The following is an 18,898-nucleotide window of genomic DNA, read 5'->3' on the forward strand; positions in this document are numbered from 1 at the left end:
TCGGTTTAACTATATTCGAAAACAAAAGCAAAAGAAAAGATCTAGATCACATAAACACTTTCAAATCGAAAGATTATGAAATCAAAAGAAATGGTACATTTTCGATGTGTAACACGTAATTCCTTTTCTTAATAGGTTATTCTTTGGCCTTTCGGCTCTTCCTACTAAGATCTCTAGCGCTTTATGCCAAATATTTTGTTTTTCCAACCGCCGCGATAACGGGGTTTGCTCTTGGGTATAATCAGAATGGAAAACAACGACAACCTCTTTCGTTTTGAAAGTACCTAAAATACTGGCATCAATCGCAGGAATAGAAAAAGAATAATCGTCCTTTTCCACCTCAAATGGCTGGCACTCAGCTTCCCATAAACCAATACGTTCACCGCAAAATAGCGCAATATTCAACGCTCTTAACGACCAAAAGCTACTGGCTGGCCCGCTGTAGTTATCAATAAGACGAGGATCTTCGGCAAATACACCTTGGGTAGGCGCACCGTTTTTCAATGCCCCATGCGAAATGAAATAACGAAGACTGCTTTGCAGTGCATGTTTTGCTTCACCGAGTGTCAGCAGTGAAGGGTATGCTTCATTTACCCCGATACCCAAATCTACTGCAGCTAATTGTGGTACCGATGCCGCCAAGCGGTAGCACGCACTGCGACCAAATAAAGGCAGTCCCTGAGGAGTAAAGAAGTAACGATAACCATGAATGAATTCAGATAAGCTCTGGCGAATGAAATGAGGATCGAACTCAGGATCAATTTTCTCGATCCAATACAAGGAATAGAAAAAACCCCACGCGTTGTAATAGTCATAATTGCCTTTCGCCCCGTCGCGAAACCAACCATCCCCGACATAAAACTCTTTTATCCGCGCATAACGGTGCTGTTCTACAGTATCTTCCCCCGTTAAAGCCTTCACCACGAGTTGCACCGTTAGCGGGAACAGGTGCCAGTTATTATCGACAGTCTGGCAGTGATTTACTTGCTTGAACCAAGTGATCACCTGTTGTTGCTGCGCGACTGAAAACCTCTGCCAGACCCAATCGCGGCTTAGCCATAATGCCAAAGCCAGGTCCGCGCTTTCACAGATTCGTTGATCATAGTCGTGTAACCCCCCCCAATACCCACGATGAGAAGGGTCAGTTCCAGCAACAAAAGCCTTAGCTAAAATATCAGCAATATCAACACACTGACCATTTAACCCTGTTAGTTCTGATTTACCTTTCTGCTGATATAACCAAGCAGCCAGTGTCGGCAAAACACGGCTGCACCCTTCCATCGCATCGGTTCTGGCGCTTTGCTGGCTAGGACGACCTGGATAATAAGCGTGGGTATAATCCCATACCGCATAGTGCTCAAATGCCTCAGCCACATATTTAACCAACCAATCACATTGCTGACGTATTGCGTATTCGGGATTGGAAAATACTTCTTTAATGCGTGCATCATGCTGTTTATAAGCAGGCTTTTTATAACGTTGACGGATCAGGTTTTCTTTGCACAATTTAAGATACATCGCTGCATCTGGGTGTTCATAAGGAATTTTAGGACGCGGCTTAGCGCTGATGGTCTTTTGCATAGGGTTTGGCTCAATAAGAAGCAAAAAGGCCTCCGAAGAGGCCTAGATAAGGTTATTTAGCAGACTCTGTAATGATCTCGTAGCGATCCTGTCCCCATGCGATAGGAGCAGGTTTGTCTTTAACCCAGTTATAGAAAGCCGTTCTTAGCTCCTTCACTTTTTCTGGGTATTTGTCAGCTAGGTTATTCGATTCTGCAGGGTCTTTTGCATAGTTATAAAGCTCGAATTCTGCATTGCCATCATCGTAATAATGCAGCGACCAGTTTTGATCTTTAATTGCCCATTCGCCTTTAGAGTGACGCTCAATATACGGGCTAGGAATGAACTCCTCTTCCTCGAAAGAGATCCACTTCCAGTAATGATTCCAGAAATCAGCACTTTCTGGTGAATAATGCAGTGCACGAGGACCTGCCCAATATAGATACTTATGCGGCTCCTGCTCTTCACCCATAAACAGCGGCATAATATTCTGGCCATTGACTTTCATTTCAGCTGGAATTTCAATGCGAGCAGCTTCTAATGCCGTCGGCAGAATATCCATCGCGGAAATCATAGTGTCATTCACTTGCCCTTCAGGAAGCTTGCCCTTCCAATGGGCAATAAACGGTACGTGTACACCACCACGATATCGTGTTCCCTTAAACGCACGATCCATACCATTCATCGGCATAGGCGACTCAAATACCGCCCCGTTATCCGACAGGAAGAAAATAAGGGTGTTTTCATACTCCCCTATCTCTTTCAGCTTATCGACAATCTTACCAATACCTTCGTCCGACGCGTTCACATGAGCGTAGTACTTATCGACTTCAACATTACCTGTATTAAAGCGATCCATGTATTTAGCTGGTGCAGGTTCCTCTAGAGGAATGTGCGGCACACTATAGGCAAGGTTAACGAAGAATGGCTTATCTTCTTTATTTGCCTGCTCGATAAACGTCACGGTTTCATCAGTAAGATTATGAGTGATATACCCTGGGGCTGGTACATTTTCGCCATTGCGGAATATAGCCGGGGAGTCATATAAGGCGACACCAGAAGCGTAGTAGCTGTAGGAATAATCAAAACCACGCTCTTCCGCACCATACCCTTCGTTGGCGAATGGGATTTCATTCTCATGGTAATCGCGAGTGCGTACATCTTCCGGGACTGACTTTTTAGTCACTGGCGCGTTGTGCCACTTACCGATATTGGCCGTGGCATAGCCATTTTCGGTAAACAGCTCCGGCAGCAATTTTATATCTTGCGGGATACCCAGTTTCGCATCATCGTTACTGTATGTGCCAAAACTATGTGGATTACGGCCTGTCATCATTCCTGCCCGAGAAGGACCACACACTGGTGTAGCCACATAGGCGTTGGTCATTCTCACGCCTTCGTTTGCCAGCTCGGTAATATTAGGCATTGAACGCTTGGCTGCATCATACAGCTTGTCAAAGTCACCATCATAGCGAGCAGGTACAGGCCGCTTTATCAACTCAGCCTTATCAATACTTTCCATTGCAAAATCAAGCTGCGCAGTGCCGAGATCATCCATCACAATCAATAAGACATTTGGCTGCTCTACTTTCTCTGCTGCAACAGACACAACTGGTGCTGTAGCACAAGCTGCAGCAACAAAGCCTGCTAGTACCGTCTTCTTCGATGAGGACAGTTTCATTATGAACTCCTTTATTCGTAGGGTCAGTTAGCCGTCATTCTGGCTAAAATTGGCATGACATTAGCGGCATTGCCGCCTCGTTGGATTTCTTGGGCCATCAAGTGCATTGCTGGCGCTGTATGGCTAAAAATTCGTTGGTAAGAAGTGCACAGGTAGTTGTGCTTCTGGCGCTCCCCTTCTACCGCTTGAATGCGGTGTTTCGGGCACCCTCCAAAGCAAAGAGCTTGGAAATCGCACTGTTTGCATTGCTGGGTAAGCTTTGAGGATTTGGCACTGCCAAAACGGCGCTGCTGTTTATTAGTTGCTAAGGTGGCGATATTGGTTTGACTGATGTTGCCTAGTTTATTGGCGGGATAAACATAATGGTCGCAAGAATAGAGATCGCCATTTGATTCAATCACCATTGCCTGACCACATTCACGCGACTGCACACACACCGATGCCGGGTACCCCATCCACGTTGCCAAAACGCTGTCGAACATACGGACGAATACTTGGCCAACATCTTCTTTAATCCACTCATCAAACACATCCGTCATAAACTGCCCATAGCCATGGGAAGGTACGGAAAAAGGCGCAAGTTTATTTTCGCTACCCCCTACTTGGCAGTAGTGACCTTTATTGATGGTTTGGCATTCAGGCTGTAGTTCTACAATCGGGATAAACTGCAAGTGCTGCGAACCAAGCGCTTTTAAAGCCTGATAAGTTTCTCGGCCTTTGTTCCAGTTCTGATCATTAATCACGGTTAAGGTATTAAACTCCACCCCGTGCTCTTTCAATAATTCAATGGCTCGCTTAACACGCTCGAATGTAGGGCGGCCATTTACCGAGATCCGATATTTATCATGTACCTCAGCAATACCATCGATCGATACCCCGATTAAAAACTGATGTTCAGCAAAGAACTGTGCCCATTGCTTGTTTATGGCCACCGCATTGGTCTGGAAGCTATTGGTGATGTTTTTGCCATCTGCATATTGCTGCTGGTATTTCACCGCTTGCTTATAGAAATCGATTCCAGCAAGGGTCGGCTCTCCGCCTTGCCATGCAAAATCAACATCATTGCTGTCTTGCGAACTGATATAGTCGCGAATATAGCGCTTGAGCATGCCATCGGTCATATAGTCGGACTTGGCCTCTGAAACCGCAGGCAAAGACTCTTCTTTTTCAAGGTAGAAACAATAGTCACACTTCAAATTGCAGTGAAAACTGGTTGGCTTCGCCATCATATGAAAGCGGGCTTTGTTTGCTTGGCTCATTTTCTACCTTTCCACTTCGAAGAACTGTGAAAGATGATACGAAAGCAAACGAAGAAAATAAGTGACAATAATCACATCAAAGCAAAATCAAAAGTAAACGTAAGGTGGTTCGAGTGATTAATTTGAAGAAAAGCAAAAGTGAAAGCAAAATTGAAAAACAAGTGAAAGATTAAACATAACTAATGGTTAATCAATAAGGTGAAAAGGACATAGCAATGAACGTCACTACAATGTCTGAAATAGTCCGAAAGGCGTGTAATGCCTTGTCACAAGCTTATAAAATCTCGCTGAACCTTCAAGTAGCTTGGGTATAACAGCCCCTCTGATTCCAGAGAGGCTGTTAGGATTTTCATAAGAAAGTTAAATGTACTGCAAGCAGCTATTTCACCGTAAACTGGTAGCTCATACCTTTAAGATCAGACACATCAACCACCAACTCTTTGGCTGATTGTTGCTGGACACGTCCCTGCGGGTCAGAAATCAGTTTCACCTTTTTATCTAACTTAAAACGCACCGATGTTTGAGTTTGCACTGGATCAGTCACCGCGATTTGTTGTTTACCACCTTTATCCTTTTGGATCATGATCGCCATTGGGCTATATGTGGTTAACGACTTATTGATCTTCACCTTTTGATCAGTCCAAACGTTAGCAGCAAGTAACTTTAGTGACTTATCAAAAATTGCATGTGCTTGGTCATCATTACGCAAAATATCGAGTTTCGGATTGCGAGTGAATCGCTTAACGGCTTTACTGTCAGCATTAGGCAGCAAAGCATATGCATAACTATTTAGCCCAGTATCATGCTTTTGTTCTGCTGTAATGAACGTGGCTTCGACTTCGCCCTCACGAGTACCGATTTCAGACCAATTACCAATACGCTGCTCACGCTTTAACTCAATATCCGTTGGTGCTAAGAAAACATAACTTACATCGCTATTATTCAGCGCCGAGTTTCGGACACTTACGCTAGATACGTCTTCTACGGTACCCTGACTATTATCCCAGCTTTTTCCATTAACATAGATGCTCGTTTGCCCTTCACCAGCAACCTTGCGATTCGCCACAACCGTTGCTAATTCTGCGCCTATGCTCGATTGAATATCGGAACCCAGCATCACAACTTCGTTATCTAACATGAACCACGACTTCTTCGCAGTCAGTGTTTCATCCCAGTTATAGAAATCCATACCTGCGATACCGAAATCGCCCAACTTCAGGGTAGCAACCCAATCCATCTCAGATTTTCGGCCCCCTCTGATATCATTTCGCTGACCTTCGCATTCCTGCATTAGCTGATTATCGACAGTCGTTCCTTCCAGCTTATAACTGTCTATTGCAGGCCAAAAATCAGTATAGTGATCGAGTTGACCGTTATAGAGATAAGACATGCCGTCACCGGTATACCAACCTTTACGGTTTTCTTCATTCATGCATTCAAAGTTTCCTAAACGGCTTGAATGCATTGCAACGCTAAATAGCCAGCCATCTCGGCGGTGTATCGCTCGATCCATGGTCGGATAGCTGTAATGCCCGACTAACTCACCTCGCTCAGGAATGGTTTCGTCATTCACTAATACCACCGACTTCTGGTAGTTCACTACATTGCTGGTAGATGAAAAGAAATCTTGGAAGGTATCTTCATTAATCAATGTCTTAAGCATTGATTCGAGGCGAGATTGGTCTTCTGGTGTCGCACCATCGATATAATGTAATATCGAGCGCATTACTTGGTGTCCCACATCATGGCCTTGCTCTTTAGGTCTGGAAATAGCACGGCCATTTACAAACTCAAGCATTGTCCCTTTATAAAGGAATGGTTCAAAGCTCTTGTAAATAATCGGGTAAATTTCTTGTAGAGTAGGATCGGTTGCTTCCCAAGGAGACCCTGCAACGAGGTTAATCTGTAGCCCTAGCCCATTGAGGAGGACATTGCCGTACGTACCGTTGTAAGCAATATCGTAATGTTGAACAAATGAGCCATCTTGATAGAAGCCATCACTGGTGGTGACATACTCAAGTACCGGTGGTAATGCGGCAATGGATTCCTCTATTTCTACAGCGTTATTACCAAGTATCCCACGAAGCAAAACAACCTGCGTATTATCGGTTCTATTACCGCCAGTTGATTCTCTATAGTTTGGGTTACTCGACCACGCGGCACCAGGGCCCGCGCCCAAATGTGTTGCCTCTGGCGTAAAGTACTCTGTCGCTGCTAGATGGTTAGATACCAGAGGTTGTGGCACATCGTCATAAATCAAACTGAGAATATTGTGAACATCACGCGGTGTACCCAGTTCCCAATTCCACCAATTCCCCCACTCCTTCGCCCCTACCTTGTAATAATGTGTATTTAGGAAGTCCATCCCATCAATAATTGCCGCTAGCAGTTCTGGGTTATTTTGATATTGCCCATCTCTTAAGCGATAAGCTTTGGCCATGGTAAATATTCGCTGGTAAGAAGCCCGAATGTTTTGCCCTAAAACGGCCCGCCCCTCTTCAGTATCTTCATTTAGCCAAAGATCGTCCCATAAACTGTGGCGATCACCCTCAGTATTCATTGATAGCCATTGCTTCTCGGCATTGTTGTTAGTGCTAACAACCATGCTTTTCAGTCTATCGTCAAAAGGGATCTCGGGATCACCAAGGTAATTTTCGGCCCAACGCACTCTTAATTGATGAAATTCCTGCTGATCTACACTACGTAATTCTGTCTTGATTAGGTTGTTTGGCTCTATAGGTGTTATCGCCCAAGATGAAAATGAGACTGTCGCTAAGGCTGCCGATATGGAAAAAATTAGGGGGAGCTTTTTCATTGTTACCTCCGTCATTGCACAATAATCAGGCATTAACGTTAGCAAAAGAATACAAATGAAAAACAATGAAGATCACAATGCAATAAAATGAAAGAAAACAAAGCCATTTTCCGCCAAGAATATCACCAACGAAAGAAAAAAAGACATCAATATGAAAGTGAGTTAATAAAAAGCCCCCTGCAAGGAGGGGGCTAATTATTCAAACATCACAAGATAAACTGTCTTCAGTCTAAGTGATAATTACTTATCGAAATGAAGTACGGTACGAATACTTTCACCTTTGTGCATCAGGTCAAATGCTTCATTAACGTCTTCAAGTGCCATTGTGTGGGTAATGAAGTCGTCTAGCTTAAACTCACCTTGCATGTAACGTTCTACGTACTCTGGTAGTTCAGAACGACCTTTAACACCACCGAATGCAGAACCGCGCCATACACGGCCAGTCACTAGCTGGAATGGACGGGTAGAGATCTCTTGGCCAGCACCGGCAACGCCGATCACCACAGACTCACCCCAACCTTTGTGGCAGCACTCAAGCGCTGAACGCATAACGTGTACATTGCCGATACATTCGAACGAGTAGTCAACACCGCCGTCAGTCATCTCAACGATCACATCTTGAATTGGCTTATCGAAATCTTTCGGGTTCACACAATCTGTCGCGCCCAGTTTACGAGCGAGCTCGAACTTGCTCTCGTTGATGTCGATAGCAATAATGCGTGACGCTTTAGCCATCTGTGCGCCGATTATGGCAGACAAACCAATACCACCAAGACCGAAGACAGCAACAGTATCACCTTCTTCTACTTTGGCTGTATTCATCACAGCGCCCATACCTGTTGTTACACCACAACCTAATAGGCATACCTCTTCAAGTGGTGCATCTGGGTTTACTTTCGCCAATGAGATTTCTGGTAATACCGTATACTCTGAGAACGTCGATGTCCCCATGTAGTGGAAAATTGGCTCACCATTAATAGAGAAACGGGTTGTGCCGTCTGGCATCAAGCCTTTACCTTGCGTTTCGCGAATTTTCTGACACAGGTTGGTTTTGCCCGACTTACAGAACTTACACTCACCACACTCTGGAGTGTAAAGAGGGATAACGTGGTCGCCAACCTGCACGCTCGTTACACCTTCGCCGATAGACTCAACGATACCGCCACCTTCGTGACCCAAGATACATGGGAAGATCCCTTCAGGATCGTCACCTGATAGAGTAAATGCGTCTGTGTGACAAACACCGGTTGCAATCATGCGGATGCGGACTTCGCCTTTTTGCGGTGGCATTACATCCACTTCTTCCATTGATAGTTTTTGGCCTGGACCCCAAGCAACAGCAGCACGAGATTTAATTGTCTGAGCAGTCATTCTTTTATCCTTTCATCAAAATCAAATTCTGTGGAAACGAACTGTTCCGTTTCGATGGAGGCCATTATATTGATCGATGAAAAAATGATAATCCGCTAAAATTACAAAAAACTATTACACAACAGTAATAATCATGATTTTCATGGCGACTTCATTACAAATAGGCAGCAATATAATTCGCCACAGCTTCATCAGCGCAGCTGCCTATCACTTCATGGCGATGCAAACATTGTTTTAGCCGATCCTGTGCCGTTCCCATAATCAACCCCTTGCCAGCATACTCCAGCATCTCTTTATCATTCATGGCATCACCAAATGCGAGGGTATACTCCCTTTCCACCCCAAGATGAGCTGCAACAACTTCCAATGCACTGCCTTTGGTTGCTTTCAGTGCCGTCACTTCTAAACAGTATGGGCTGGAGAACATCACATTTGCTCGCCCCGATAGCATGACAGAAAGCAGTTGTTCATACTGAACCAGATACTGATGGTCGTGATGACTCATCGATAGCTTGGCAATGTTTTCAGACGGCATATTTGATTGATGGAGCAAGGAATAACCAAATCCACTTATGCAGTGATATTTTTCAATATCGTCGTTTCTTTTACTTGATAGCCAACCGTCATCACTAAACAGGTGAATATTGAGTTCCTCATCATGCCCAATTCTTGCCAATACTTGTTCAATAACATCACTTTGAACATCATGCCCTAATACAAGCTTGCCATCAGTGTCATGCACCCGAGCACCATTGGCACTAATGATATAAGCTGGAAGCCCTAGATTTTCACGAATGCCGAACACATCTAAGTGATGTCGTCCAGATGCAAAAACAAAGTGGTAGCCTTTCGCAACCCACTGTTCAAGAATACTTTTGGTATATTGACCAATAACATGGTCGGGCGTAAGTAATGTTCCGTCTAAATCTGATACGACTAATTTATACATCACACTCTCCTTATGATAAAAAAATACCCAGCAAGGCTGGGTATTGTCATGATCGGTTCTTCAGCTCTATAGCCTTAGTTTAGTCAGCTAGTTCGGCAATTTCTGTGGCCGCCAATAGAAACGCGCCCGCACCATAATCGATATTGTGCTCAAACTTCACATCTCTTGGATTAAATGCAGGAAGTTGAACCCAGCCAATCATACCGTTGTCATGAATACTGCCCTGTAGGGCTTGCCATGCTTTTTCTACGACTGGTAGATAAGTTTCACGATCAAGATGACCGGTATTGATACCCCATGCCAAGCCATAACAGAACAGTGATGTCGCACTGCTTTCCGGGGCTGGGAAGTTTTCCGGGTCGAGCAAGCTGGTACGCCAGAAGCCATCAGCCTGCTGGTACTTGATCACTTCTACAGCCAAGTTGTTGAACAACTCAAGGTATGGCTGCTGCTGGTCAAAACCTTCCGGAAAGCGTGCCATCAATCGTGGTATAGCCGCCAGCATCCAGCCTATTCCGCGTGACCAAAACACCTTCTCACCATTGGCTTCGCGAAACTCTGACCCACCGTCACCGAACTCATCACGATACTTCTGGCCTACCTCTGTAGGCATGTAACGGTAGTCGCGGTAAAACAACTTTGTGTCAGGATCGTAAAGATGGTCAATCGAGTCCCAAAATGCCGTATGCATGTAATCGACATACTTTCGCTCACCAGTCACTTTCGACAATGCCGCAAAAGCAGGCGGTGCCATGAACAATGAGTCCACCCACCACCAGTCTCGATGGCCCGGTTTCGGCTCATCAAGCATAATGTCGAATGCCATAATGGTTGGTTCCAGCGCTTCAGGGATGTTTATTTCCGGGTAAACATCCAGATAGGCTTGGGCACACACATGGTCATCAGCAAAACGAGGAAATGCTCCTGTTCTAAAGCCAGTATGTAGGGTGTAATTCATTACCCCATCTAGATACTCTTTGTCCTCTGTTGCTTTCCATGCAGCAGCAACGCAAGACCAGAATACCCCGCGCTCCCAGTCGGTATCTTTAATAAAGCGAGTCTTGCCACTGCGACGCACCACACTGCGAGTTTGGTTTTCCGCCTGATAGCGATAAACACGTTTCATCGTATCAAGGATGTGTTGCTTGGTTCCAAATGTCATCATAGCCCCTTAGCGTGCCAACCAACCGCCATCGACAGCAATAGTGTATCCATTTACGTAGTCACTCGCAGAAGACGCGAGGAATACAGCAGGGCCCTCCAGATCGGAAGGTAATCCCCAGCGATTAGCAGGAATACGCTCAAGAATTGCAGCATTACGCGCTTCATCAGCACGCAGAGCCTCGGTGTTATCCGTTGCCATATAACCTGGGGCAATCGCGTTCACATTGATGTTATGCTCAGCCAACTCAGTCGCCAATGCTCGTGTTAAGCCCATAACCGCAGATTTACTTGCCGTATAAGAAGGAACACGTATACCACCTTGGAAAGACAACATTGAGGCAATATTTATAATTTTACCGCCATTACCTTGTTTAACAAATTGCTTAGCTACAGCCTGAGATAAAAAGAATAATGTTTTCTGGTTAATATTAATGACATCATCCCAATTTTCTTTCGAAAACTCTAAAACATCTTCACGGCGAATAATACCTGCGTTATTTACAAGAATATCAACCTGCCCCATCACTTCAGCTGCTTCAGCAACCAGTACTTCAAGGTTGTCTTGCTCCATTAAGTTCGCAGTAATGTAATGAAATTTACGGCCAAGTGCTTCAATTTGCTTTTGAGTGTCAGTAGCCTCAACATGGCCAATACCAACTATATCTGCACCCGCTTTTGCCAAACCTAAAGCCATACCTTGCCCAAGGCCAGTATTACAACCGGTAACAATGGCAACTTTATTGGTTAAATCAAATTTAGTCATTTTAATTCCTGATAATCATTCGCGACGATACGGCAGGCTCATAAAAATAGAGCCTATAATATTTGCCGTATCATTAATTAATAAGAGGTGTGGTTATTTCAGATCACTCATAGCGATGTGGTCCATATCGTGGAAGGTTTGGTTCTCCCCCACCATGCTCCAAATAAAGGTATACGCCGCAGTGCCTACACCAGAGTGGATCGACCAACTCGGACTGATCACTGCTTGTTCATTGCGCATGACGATATGGCGAGTTTCTTGCGGTTCACCCATGTAATGAAAAACAATGTTGTCATCTTTCATATTGAAATACAGATACACTTCCATCCGACGTTCGTGGGTATGGCACGGCATAGTGTTCCACAGACTGCCCGGAGCCAGTTCCGTCAGTCCCATCGACAGTTGGCACGTCGGCAATACTGATGGGTGAAGGTATTTATTGATGGTGCGAACATTACAGTTTTCCTGGTTACCAAGCGTTTCTGGCGAGGCATCTTCGCGGGTGATTTTGCGCGTCGGATAAGTCATATGAGCAGGTGCACTATTGACATAAAAGCGTGCCGGCTTCTGTTCAGACACGCTGGTAAACAGCACTTCTTTCGACCCCTTCCCCACATAGATAGCTTCACGGTGGCCGATTTCAAATGTTTCACCGTCAACGGTTACAAGACCAGGCTCACCGATATTGATAGCGCCCAGCTCACGGCGTTCAAGAAAGAAATCCACACCTAGCTCTTTGCCACCTTCCAGCGTCAGCGCTTCGGTTGTCGGCACTGCACCACCAACAATAATGCGATCAATATGGCTGTAGGTTAGGTTTATCTGCCCTTGCTCGAACATACCTTCGATCAGGAACTGCTCCCTTAATCCTTCAGTATCTAGCTGTTTTGCATGATCGCTATGAATCGGTTGACGAATATCCATTATAAAACCTCTTAAAATTCTTTGTTCTGCGTTAAAGGCGGTATACCCACTCGCCTTTAATTAATGTTCCTTGAACCTCTAGTGCGGTATTCATGATGGTTAAGCTCGCGTCCATCCCTTCACAAATACTGCCAAGGCGGTCTTCGATACCAAGGTATTTAGCCGGTACCGACGAAGCCATCTGTACTGCTTCCCAAGCCGGTACTTTGGTATCGAATACCATGTTGCGAATCGCCTGATCCAAGCTACATGTACTACCCGCGAGTGAACCACAAGGGCTTCTTGCTTCACCATTGGTCACCGTAATTGTCTGTGCACCCAGCTGGTAGTCACCATCCGCAAGACCACCAGCCCGCATGCAGTCAGTAATAAGGGCAATACCTTGATAACCTTTCATACGGTAAGCCAACTGCATCATCACCGGATTAACATGGACACCGTCTGCTATGAGTTCGGCCAACATGTCGTGGTATAGCACCGCACCGCAGCACCCCGGCTCTCGATGATGTAAACCACGCATGCCGTTAAACAGATGTACGCCACAATCAGCACCACGCCGATGAGCTTCCGTTACTTGGTCAAATGTGGCATCGGTATGAGCAACTGATGTCTTGATATTTTGTTCGTTTAACCAGCTTATCGCTTCCATTGCCCCTTCTGCTTCTGGCGCAACTGCGGCACGTAGCAATGAAGCACCACCCGCTTCATGCAACTGGCGAAGCTCATCGAGTGTTGGCGCTTTTAGGTAAGCTGGCGGGTGTGAACCTCTGTGAGGCTCCGTGAAGTATGGGCCTTCAAGAAAGCTACCCAGTAGCTCGGCACAGTACCCTTGTGGACGCCCGGTAAAAGACCGAATTTGCTTAAGAGCAAGTAAAATGTCATCCCAAGGGGCTGTTACGGTTGTTCCAACCCAGCCAACAACACCCGTTTGCGGTAATGCTTCACTAATGGCCAGCAACGCTTCATCTGTTGCATCCATGACATCAAAACCCTGCCGCCCATGAATATGGATATCAATAAACCCCGGCATTAGCGATTGGCCCGTTAGCCGAATAACATCGCAATCTGTTGGTACTGAAGCTGTGATGGCTTCAATTTTTCCGTCAGCCACAACCACAACGGTGTCAGTTTTGATCCCTTCAGGTGTAAATATCTGATCAGCAAGCAAGGCATAGCGCATAATTACAATCCGTCTTCACATTCTAGTTCTGGCGCTGGTGCCATCACGGCTTCTAGCTCTTTGCGCATGTCCTGCATGCAGGAACCGCCAATTTCAAGTAGCGTTTCAACTAATTCTTTTATCTCTGCGCCATCACGTTCAAATGCAGCATTGGCGATCATCGGTAAATTAACACCGGCGATTAGCTCAACATTATCCGTATCCATCATAATTGCGAGTGCGCGGTTACAAGGTGAACCACCAGGAATGTCAGTTAGGAACAGCACACCTTCTCCACCATCAACACGCTTCGCAGCCTGGCGGAGTTCAACTTCTAGCTCGCCTGTCGACATTGATTCAACAAAATCAATAAATTCAAGTTGCTCTTGCTCACCGGCAATCGCTTTTACTGCTGATCCCATACCTGAAGCGAAGTTGATGTGACCTGAAACTACAATACCAATCATTTGAAAATCCTTACTAAAGGGGGCAGCTCGTGCCCCCTTTTATTACTTATGTATTTGATTGTTTGAACGTGTTTATTACAGAATGCCTAAGGCGTGTCCGACAACACCACCGGCCAAAGTTGCGAAGATCAACACCGGAGGTTTCGCCCAGAAGCCAGTCCCCTTCACCATCTTGAACATAAAGAACACTAAACACAGTGGTAATAGGTTGGGCATAATCTTGTCGAACAGCGCCTCTTGCAGTTCGACCGTTTTACCCCCAAGTTCAACGGATGCCGTGGTTTGCACCCGTATGAAGGTGGCCGAGAGCGCCCCGATAACAAAGATACCCATGATATTCGCTGCTTTGGCCAAGCGCTCAGTTGCATCACTGAGGTTTACCATTGCAGCAGTACCCGCTTTGTAACCCATAAACATCAGAGCAAAGTAAACAAAGAAGTGAACAACTTGGTATAAAGCAAAGAACACAAACGGACCAGCAATAGAGCCTTCAATCGCAATCGATGCACCCAACGCTAAGGTTAGCGGCATCAATGTCATGTGGTCGATAGCATCACCGATACCACCTGTTGGCCCCATACCTGCAACTTTCATTACGTTCACAGTTGAAGGTTTTTCTTTGTTTTCTTCCATTGCGATGGCAGTACCTAGCAAGAAAGTAAACAGCTTTGGACTCGCATTAAAGAACTGTAGATGGTTCTTCAACGACTTCGCATAGTCACGTTTATTGTTACCGTGGATCTTCTTCAACGCCGGAATAATAGAGTAAGCAAAACCACCCGCCTGCATACGTTCGAAGTTAAAGTTACCTTCCATGAACAGGCCACGGATAGAACAGATCCAAAGATCTTTTTTACTTATAACCTGACGTACTTCGGTATCTTCATAGGCATCAATACCATCAACCAGATTTTCATGCTTATCAGTGTTTTTATCGGCTAGCTTGCCTGCTGTGATATCAGATGCCATCTTCGAATTCCTCTACTTGGTTATTGCTGTTTCCATTGCCATTGTTACCGCTGAAGAAGTAGTACAGTGCTGCAGCTGATGCGCCAAGCACCGCGACTGCCATGACTGGTAGATGTAAGTAGGTTGTCATTACGAAACCAATAAAGAACACACCTGCCACTTCTTTTGACCACATGATCTTAAGAAGCATTGCAAAACCAATCGCCGGTACCATACGAGCACCAATACCTAGGCCTTCTAACAATATTGTTGGGGCATTCTCATCAATCCAAGTTGCAGCATGCTCACCGAAGTAAACGGTAACGAAAGCAACCACTGAGTAAAGAAGTGCACGAAGTGAAATAGTGGTTATCAGTAGCCGGTCGATACCATCTGAATCGCCCCGCTCGGCAAAACGGTCTGCCTTGCCCATGGTGAATGATGTTACGGCAAAGAAACCAATAACTAGCATTTGCATAAGCACGGCAATTGGCATACCCACACCCATTGCAACTTCTGCTGACTGACCCGTCATTACCGCAAAGGCGACGGCAGCAATCGTACCAAGTGTTACATCAGGTGGCTGAGCACCAGCGTTAGGCACGAGACCTAACCATGCTAGTTCAAGTGTTGCACCAGCAATCAGACCAATTTGCATGTCGCCCATGATCAGGCCCACAACAGGACCGGTGATCAATGGACGGTGGATGTTCAACGCGACATCGTATTTATCGATACCACAGAAGAACGCCCATACTGCGACCAGCGTAGCTTCAAAAAACATGATTTATTCCTTGTGTAAATCTCTGTTTATAGGGGATCAGGGTTTAAAATTAAGCAGACTCTTTCGCCAGTTCTAAAACATCAACCGGCGTTTGGTCTGGAGTGTTCTGAATCGTGCATGTCACACCTCGCGCAACCATTACTTCAAATGCTTGGATGTCTTTTTCATCAACCGACACTGTTTTCGCAATTTGCTTTTTGCCTTCATGGAAATGCATATTGCCAACATTACAGTGAGTAATTGGCACACCGCCTTCGACCAAGCGAGCAACATCTGTTGGGTTGTTACACAGAACGAAGATACTTTGCTTTGGTGAAGCCTTATGGATCACGTCGATAGTCTTCTGGATAGAGAAGAAGCGAACGGCATATTCACCACCAGCAGACGCTTTCATACCTGCTTGCATAAATGCCGCATTGGGCCCATCAGCTGCATCGTCATTAGCAACTAGAATAAGGTTTGCTTCTGTATGTTTTCCCCACGTAATACGGATTTGACCGTGAAGTAAACGCTCATCGATACGGGTCCAGACAATGTTGGGTGCAGTCATAATTTTCTTCCTTTATTTCTTATTATTTAAAGAGTCATGTAAATAGTGGATAGTTACCCCTTGCACGACACGGTTTACTTCTCCCGTCGGACATGGGTTGTCAGGTGTATTGCCCAGTGCTAATGCACGGTGGAATGAATAAATTTGAGCAAAAAGAATATATGGAAATAACAATTCTGCGTCAGTAGCCGTGTCCATCATCGGTACATAGCAGTAGTTACCCTCTGTAACGCGTTTATCAAGTTGTGCCGTTATTGCGATTACCTGTCCGGCAATATTGTCACGGCGCAGCTCTGCGAGTAGGTCAAGGTCATATTTACGGGTATGGGGATCATTTGAGATGAAAACCACAATCATTGTTTTAGAGTCAACGATTGATTTAGGCCCATGGCGGAAACCAAGTGGCGAATCAAATGCTGCAACAACCTTCCCAGCGGTAAGCTCAAGTAACTTCAAAGCTGATTCCTGTGCAAGCCCTTGTAAACCGCCGCTACCAAGGTAAATTACGCGCTCAATATCATAAGCTGCAATATCACTTATTTTTGCATTAAATTCCTTGATCAACTCCTCAGAACACTGACTGAATGTTTCAATTGCTTTCGTGTAATCGTTCTTAGCATCAAGAATCGAAAGCGCAGATAGCATCATTGAAGAAAAGCTGGATGTCATCGCAAATGACTGATCATTTGTTTCTTTTGGCATTAATACAGACAATGACTTGGCATCATTCTGACTGTTTTTATACAGCTGGCCTTCGGCATTGCAGGTCAGCACTAAATGGTAACAATTTGTTAGGAGTTGATTACCTAACTCAACCGCTGCCACACTTTCAGGACTGTTGCCCGAGCGTGCGAAAGACACCAGCAATGTTGGTATATCTTCAGCAAAGTACTGGGCTGGATTCGACACAATATCTGTCGTTGCAATCGCTTCCACTCGGCGCTCAAGCTTTTCTGATAACAGGGGCGCTAAAGCGCGACCAGCAAATGCTGAAGTACCGGCTCCTGTCATAATGATCCGTAACTCTGGCTGCGAACACACGTCAGCCATGAATTCACGAATAGTTACAGAACACTCCTTCAGTATTGCATCAGTTTTGCGCCAGCAGCTTGGTTGCTGTTCAATTTCTTTGGCTGTCCAGAAGCCTTTTAGGCGTTCTAGCTCTTGCTCTGAGTAGCCCAGATAATGGTTCATATTTTTCCTCTTAACCTTTATTTATTTTGCAAGCCTTCGCGTAACTGCGAAGCACCTGACGAATCTTGTCTAACACGAGAGCCTTCGGCGCTGACTCAATACTGCCCTCACGCACAGCATGAAACTGTTCAGGCAAATACTGACTGAGTAGCGGAAGTGGCATACCCGAGCGAGAAAGGTTGCCGAAGAGTTTTTCTTGGGCTTGATGAATTTGCTGATCTGGCCAGTAGTAACGAATGCGGTCGCTGAAACTGTAGCAACGGGCAAAGCGCTGTTGAGATTCATCCCCCTGGTAATATTTGTTCCAATATTCAGGAGCTTCACACATTTGCTGCTCAATCATTTCGCGCAAGTTTGAGCAATGTGCTTTGGCAGTAATCTGCTCTTCAATATCACAGAGGTTGAAAAGGGCTTCACGCATTGCAAACGTTAGCGCAGGGCCAACTTTCAATATGGCAAAGTGATCTTGTACCAGCGCGTGGTAGGCTTTATCCGTTTGATAATCTGTCGAGTGTGCTTCAAAGATAAGATGTTGGTAATCATCTACAACACGGCTAAGGGCTTGCGCTTTTTCCGGTCGGTAATCAATCACACCGGTATGGTCAAACTCAACACCAGGCTGAACAACTAACCCTATAACACGCTCCCAGCAGCCGATGACGCCAGCAGCATCGAACGCTGCGTGATGACAATCAATTGTTTTGCGCGCCGCTTCTGGCAAGGTCACTTCAAGCTCATTAAGCTCTTCTGCTGCACCACCAGGTACAGGCACCTCGGTACCAATAACGTAAGTGATATCGCTATAGCCAAATGTTTCTACGGCTGTTTGTTCAGCTATAACGGCAAGTCGGGCGGCACGTTCTGCAACGACTTCATCGGTAAGCGGTACCGGTTCGCCTTTGCAAGACATACTGCAATCAAGGTGAATTTTCTTAAACCCTGCAGCAATATATGCAGCAATTAAGTCATCTGCCTTTGCCATTGCCTCTTCAGCAGACAGATCTTGCCAGCGGTTTGGGCCAAGGTGATCACCACCTAAAATAAGTTTTTCAGTTGGAAATTTAAGGCTCTCGGCCTTATTAAGAACGAAGTTACGGAAATCAACAGGTGTCATACCTGTGTAACCGCCAAATTGATCGACCTGATTGGAGGTAGCTTCGATTAATAATAAAGAATCGTCGTTCAACGCTTGAATAATGGCAGCTTCAATCACCAGAGGGTGCGCCGAACAAACAGAGTAAATACCAATTTGTTCGCCCGCTTTATGGCGTTGAACGAGATTAAGAAGGGTGTTCATGTACTAACTCCAC

The 18,898-nt window shown here is 45.4% G+C and carries 16 protein-coding genes; all 16 read right to left on the reverse strand.

Annotated elements, in window-relative coordinates:
* Positions 1-81: 81 nt before the first annotated feature.
* A complete protein-coding gene (locus L4D79_RS07500) occupies positions 82-1,581 on the reverse strand; it encodes a DUF2264 domain-containing protein (protein WP_428649455.1) in 1,500 nt (499 codons plus the stop codon).
* Between the two features lie 52 nt (positions 1,582-1,633).
* Entirely contained in the window at positions 1,634-3,241 is a 1,608-nt protein-coding gene (locus L4D79_RS07505; protein ID WP_428649458.1) for a sulfatase family protein, read from the reverse strand.
* 23 nt (positions 3,242-3,264) lie between these two features.
* On the reverse strand, positions 3,265-4,500 hold the full coding sequence (locus L4D79_RS07510; protein WP_428649462.1) for an anaerobic sulfatase maturase: 1,236 nt from the start codon (positions 4,498-4,500) through the stop codon (positions 3,265-3,267).
* Positions 4,501-4,879: 379 nt separating this feature from the next.
* Positions 4,880-7,315, reverse strand: a complete 2,436-nt coding sequence (locus tag L4D79_RS07515; RefSeq protein ID WP_428649465.1) for a polysaccharide lyase 8 family protein — start codon at positions 7,313-7,315, stop codon at positions 4,880-4,882.
* A 240-nt stretch (positions 7,316-7,555) separates the two neighbouring features.
* Positions 7,556-8,686 carry an S-(hydroxymethyl)glutathione dehydrogenase/class III alcohol dehydrogenase gene (locus tag L4D79_RS07520; RefSeq protein ID WP_428459591.1) on the reverse strand — a complete coding sequence of 377 codons (1,131 nt, stop codon included), beginning with the start codon at positions 8,684-8,686 and terminating at the stop codon, positions 7,556-7,558.
* Between the two features lie 154 nt (positions 8,687-8,840).
* Positions 8,841-9,635, reverse strand: coding sequence for a Cof-type HAD-IIB family hydrolase (locus tag L4D79_RS07525; protein WP_428649467.1), 795 nt, complete (start codon positions 9,633-9,635; stop codon positions 8,841-8,843).
* A gap of 79 nt (positions 9,636-9,714) precedes the next feature.
* The gene (locus L4D79_RS07530) at positions 9,715-10,797 is read right to left on the reverse strand and encodes a glycoside hydrolase family 88/105 protein (protein ID WP_428649470.1); all 1,083 of its coding nucleotides are present in this window, start codon (positions 10,795-10,797) and stop codon (positions 9,715-9,717) included.
* Positions 10,798-10,806: 9 nt separating this feature from the next.
* A complete protein-coding gene (kduD, locus tag L4D79_RS07535) occupies positions 10,807-11,562 on the reverse strand; it encodes a 2-dehydro-3-deoxy-D-gluconate 5-dehydrogenase KduD (RefSeq protein WP_428649472.1) in 756 nt (251 codons plus the stop codon).
* Between the two features lie 93 nt (positions 11,563-11,655).
* A complete protein-coding gene (gene kduI / locus L4D79_RS07540) occupies positions 11,656-12,486 on the reverse strand; it encodes a 5-dehydro-4-deoxy-D-glucuronate isomerase (RefSeq protein WP_428649475.1) in 831 nt (276 codons plus the stop codon).
* A 31-nt stretch (positions 12,487-12,517) separates the two neighbouring features.
* Positions 12,518-13,666 carry an N-acetylglucosamine-6-phosphate deacetylase gene (gene nagA, locus L4D79_RS07545; RefSeq protein WP_428649478.1) on the reverse strand — a complete coding sequence of 383 codons (1,149 nt, stop codon included), beginning with the start codon at positions 13,664-13,666 and terminating at the stop codon, positions 12,518-12,520.
* A 2-nt stretch (positions 13,667-13,668) separates the two neighbouring features.
* Positions 13,669-14,112: a PTS galactosamine/N-acetylgalactosamine transporter subunit IIA gene (gene agaF / locus L4D79_RS07550; RefSeq protein ID WP_428649481.1), complete on the reverse strand. Its 444-nt coding sequence runs from the start codon at positions 14,110-14,112 to the stop codon at positions 13,669-13,671.
* A 75-nt stretch (positions 14,113-14,187) separates the two neighbouring features.
* A complete protein-coding gene (locus L4D79_RS07555) occupies positions 14,188-15,081 on the reverse strand; it encodes a PTS system mannose/fructose/sorbose family transporter subunit IID (protein WP_428649484.1) in 894 nt (297 codons plus the stop codon).
* Positions 15,071-15,844 carry a PTS N-acetylgalactosamine transporter subunit IIC gene (gene agaW / locus L4D79_RS07560; RefSeq protein ID WP_428649487.1) on the reverse strand — a complete coding sequence of 258 codons (774 nt, stop codon included), beginning with the start codon at positions 15,842-15,844 and terminating at the stop codon, positions 15,071-15,073. The genes L4D79_RS07555 and agaW overlap by 11 nt, the downstream gene beginning before the upstream one ends.
* A gap of 49 nt (positions 15,845-15,893) precedes the next feature.
* On the reverse strand, positions 15,894-16,394 hold the full coding sequence (agaV, locus tag L4D79_RS07565; protein ID WP_428649489.1) for a PTS N-acetylgalactosamine transporter subunit IIB: 501 nt from the start codon (positions 16,392-16,394) through the stop codon (positions 15,894-15,896).
* Between the two features lie 12 nt (positions 16,395-16,406).
* On the reverse strand, positions 16,407-17,588 hold the full coding sequence (locus tag L4D79_RS07570; RefSeq protein WP_428649492.1) for an SIS domain-containing protein: 1,182 nt from the start codon (positions 17,586-17,588) through the stop codon (positions 16,407-16,409).
* Positions 17,589-17,598: 10 nt separating this feature from the next.
* Complete coding sequence (kbaZ, locus tag L4D79_RS07575) at positions 17,599-18,885, reverse strand: tagatose-bisphosphate aldolase subunit KbaZ (RefSeq protein WP_428649494.1); 1,287 nt, start codon at positions 18,883-18,885, stop codon at positions 17,599-17,601.
* Between the last annotated feature and the right edge of the window lie 13 nt (positions 18,886-18,898).

This window comes from Photobacterium satsumensis (assembly GCF_050336935.1).
GTDB classification, from domain to species: Bacteria; Pseudomonadota; Gammaproteobacteria; order Enterobacterales; family Vibrionaceae; genus Photobacterium; species Photobacterium satsumensis.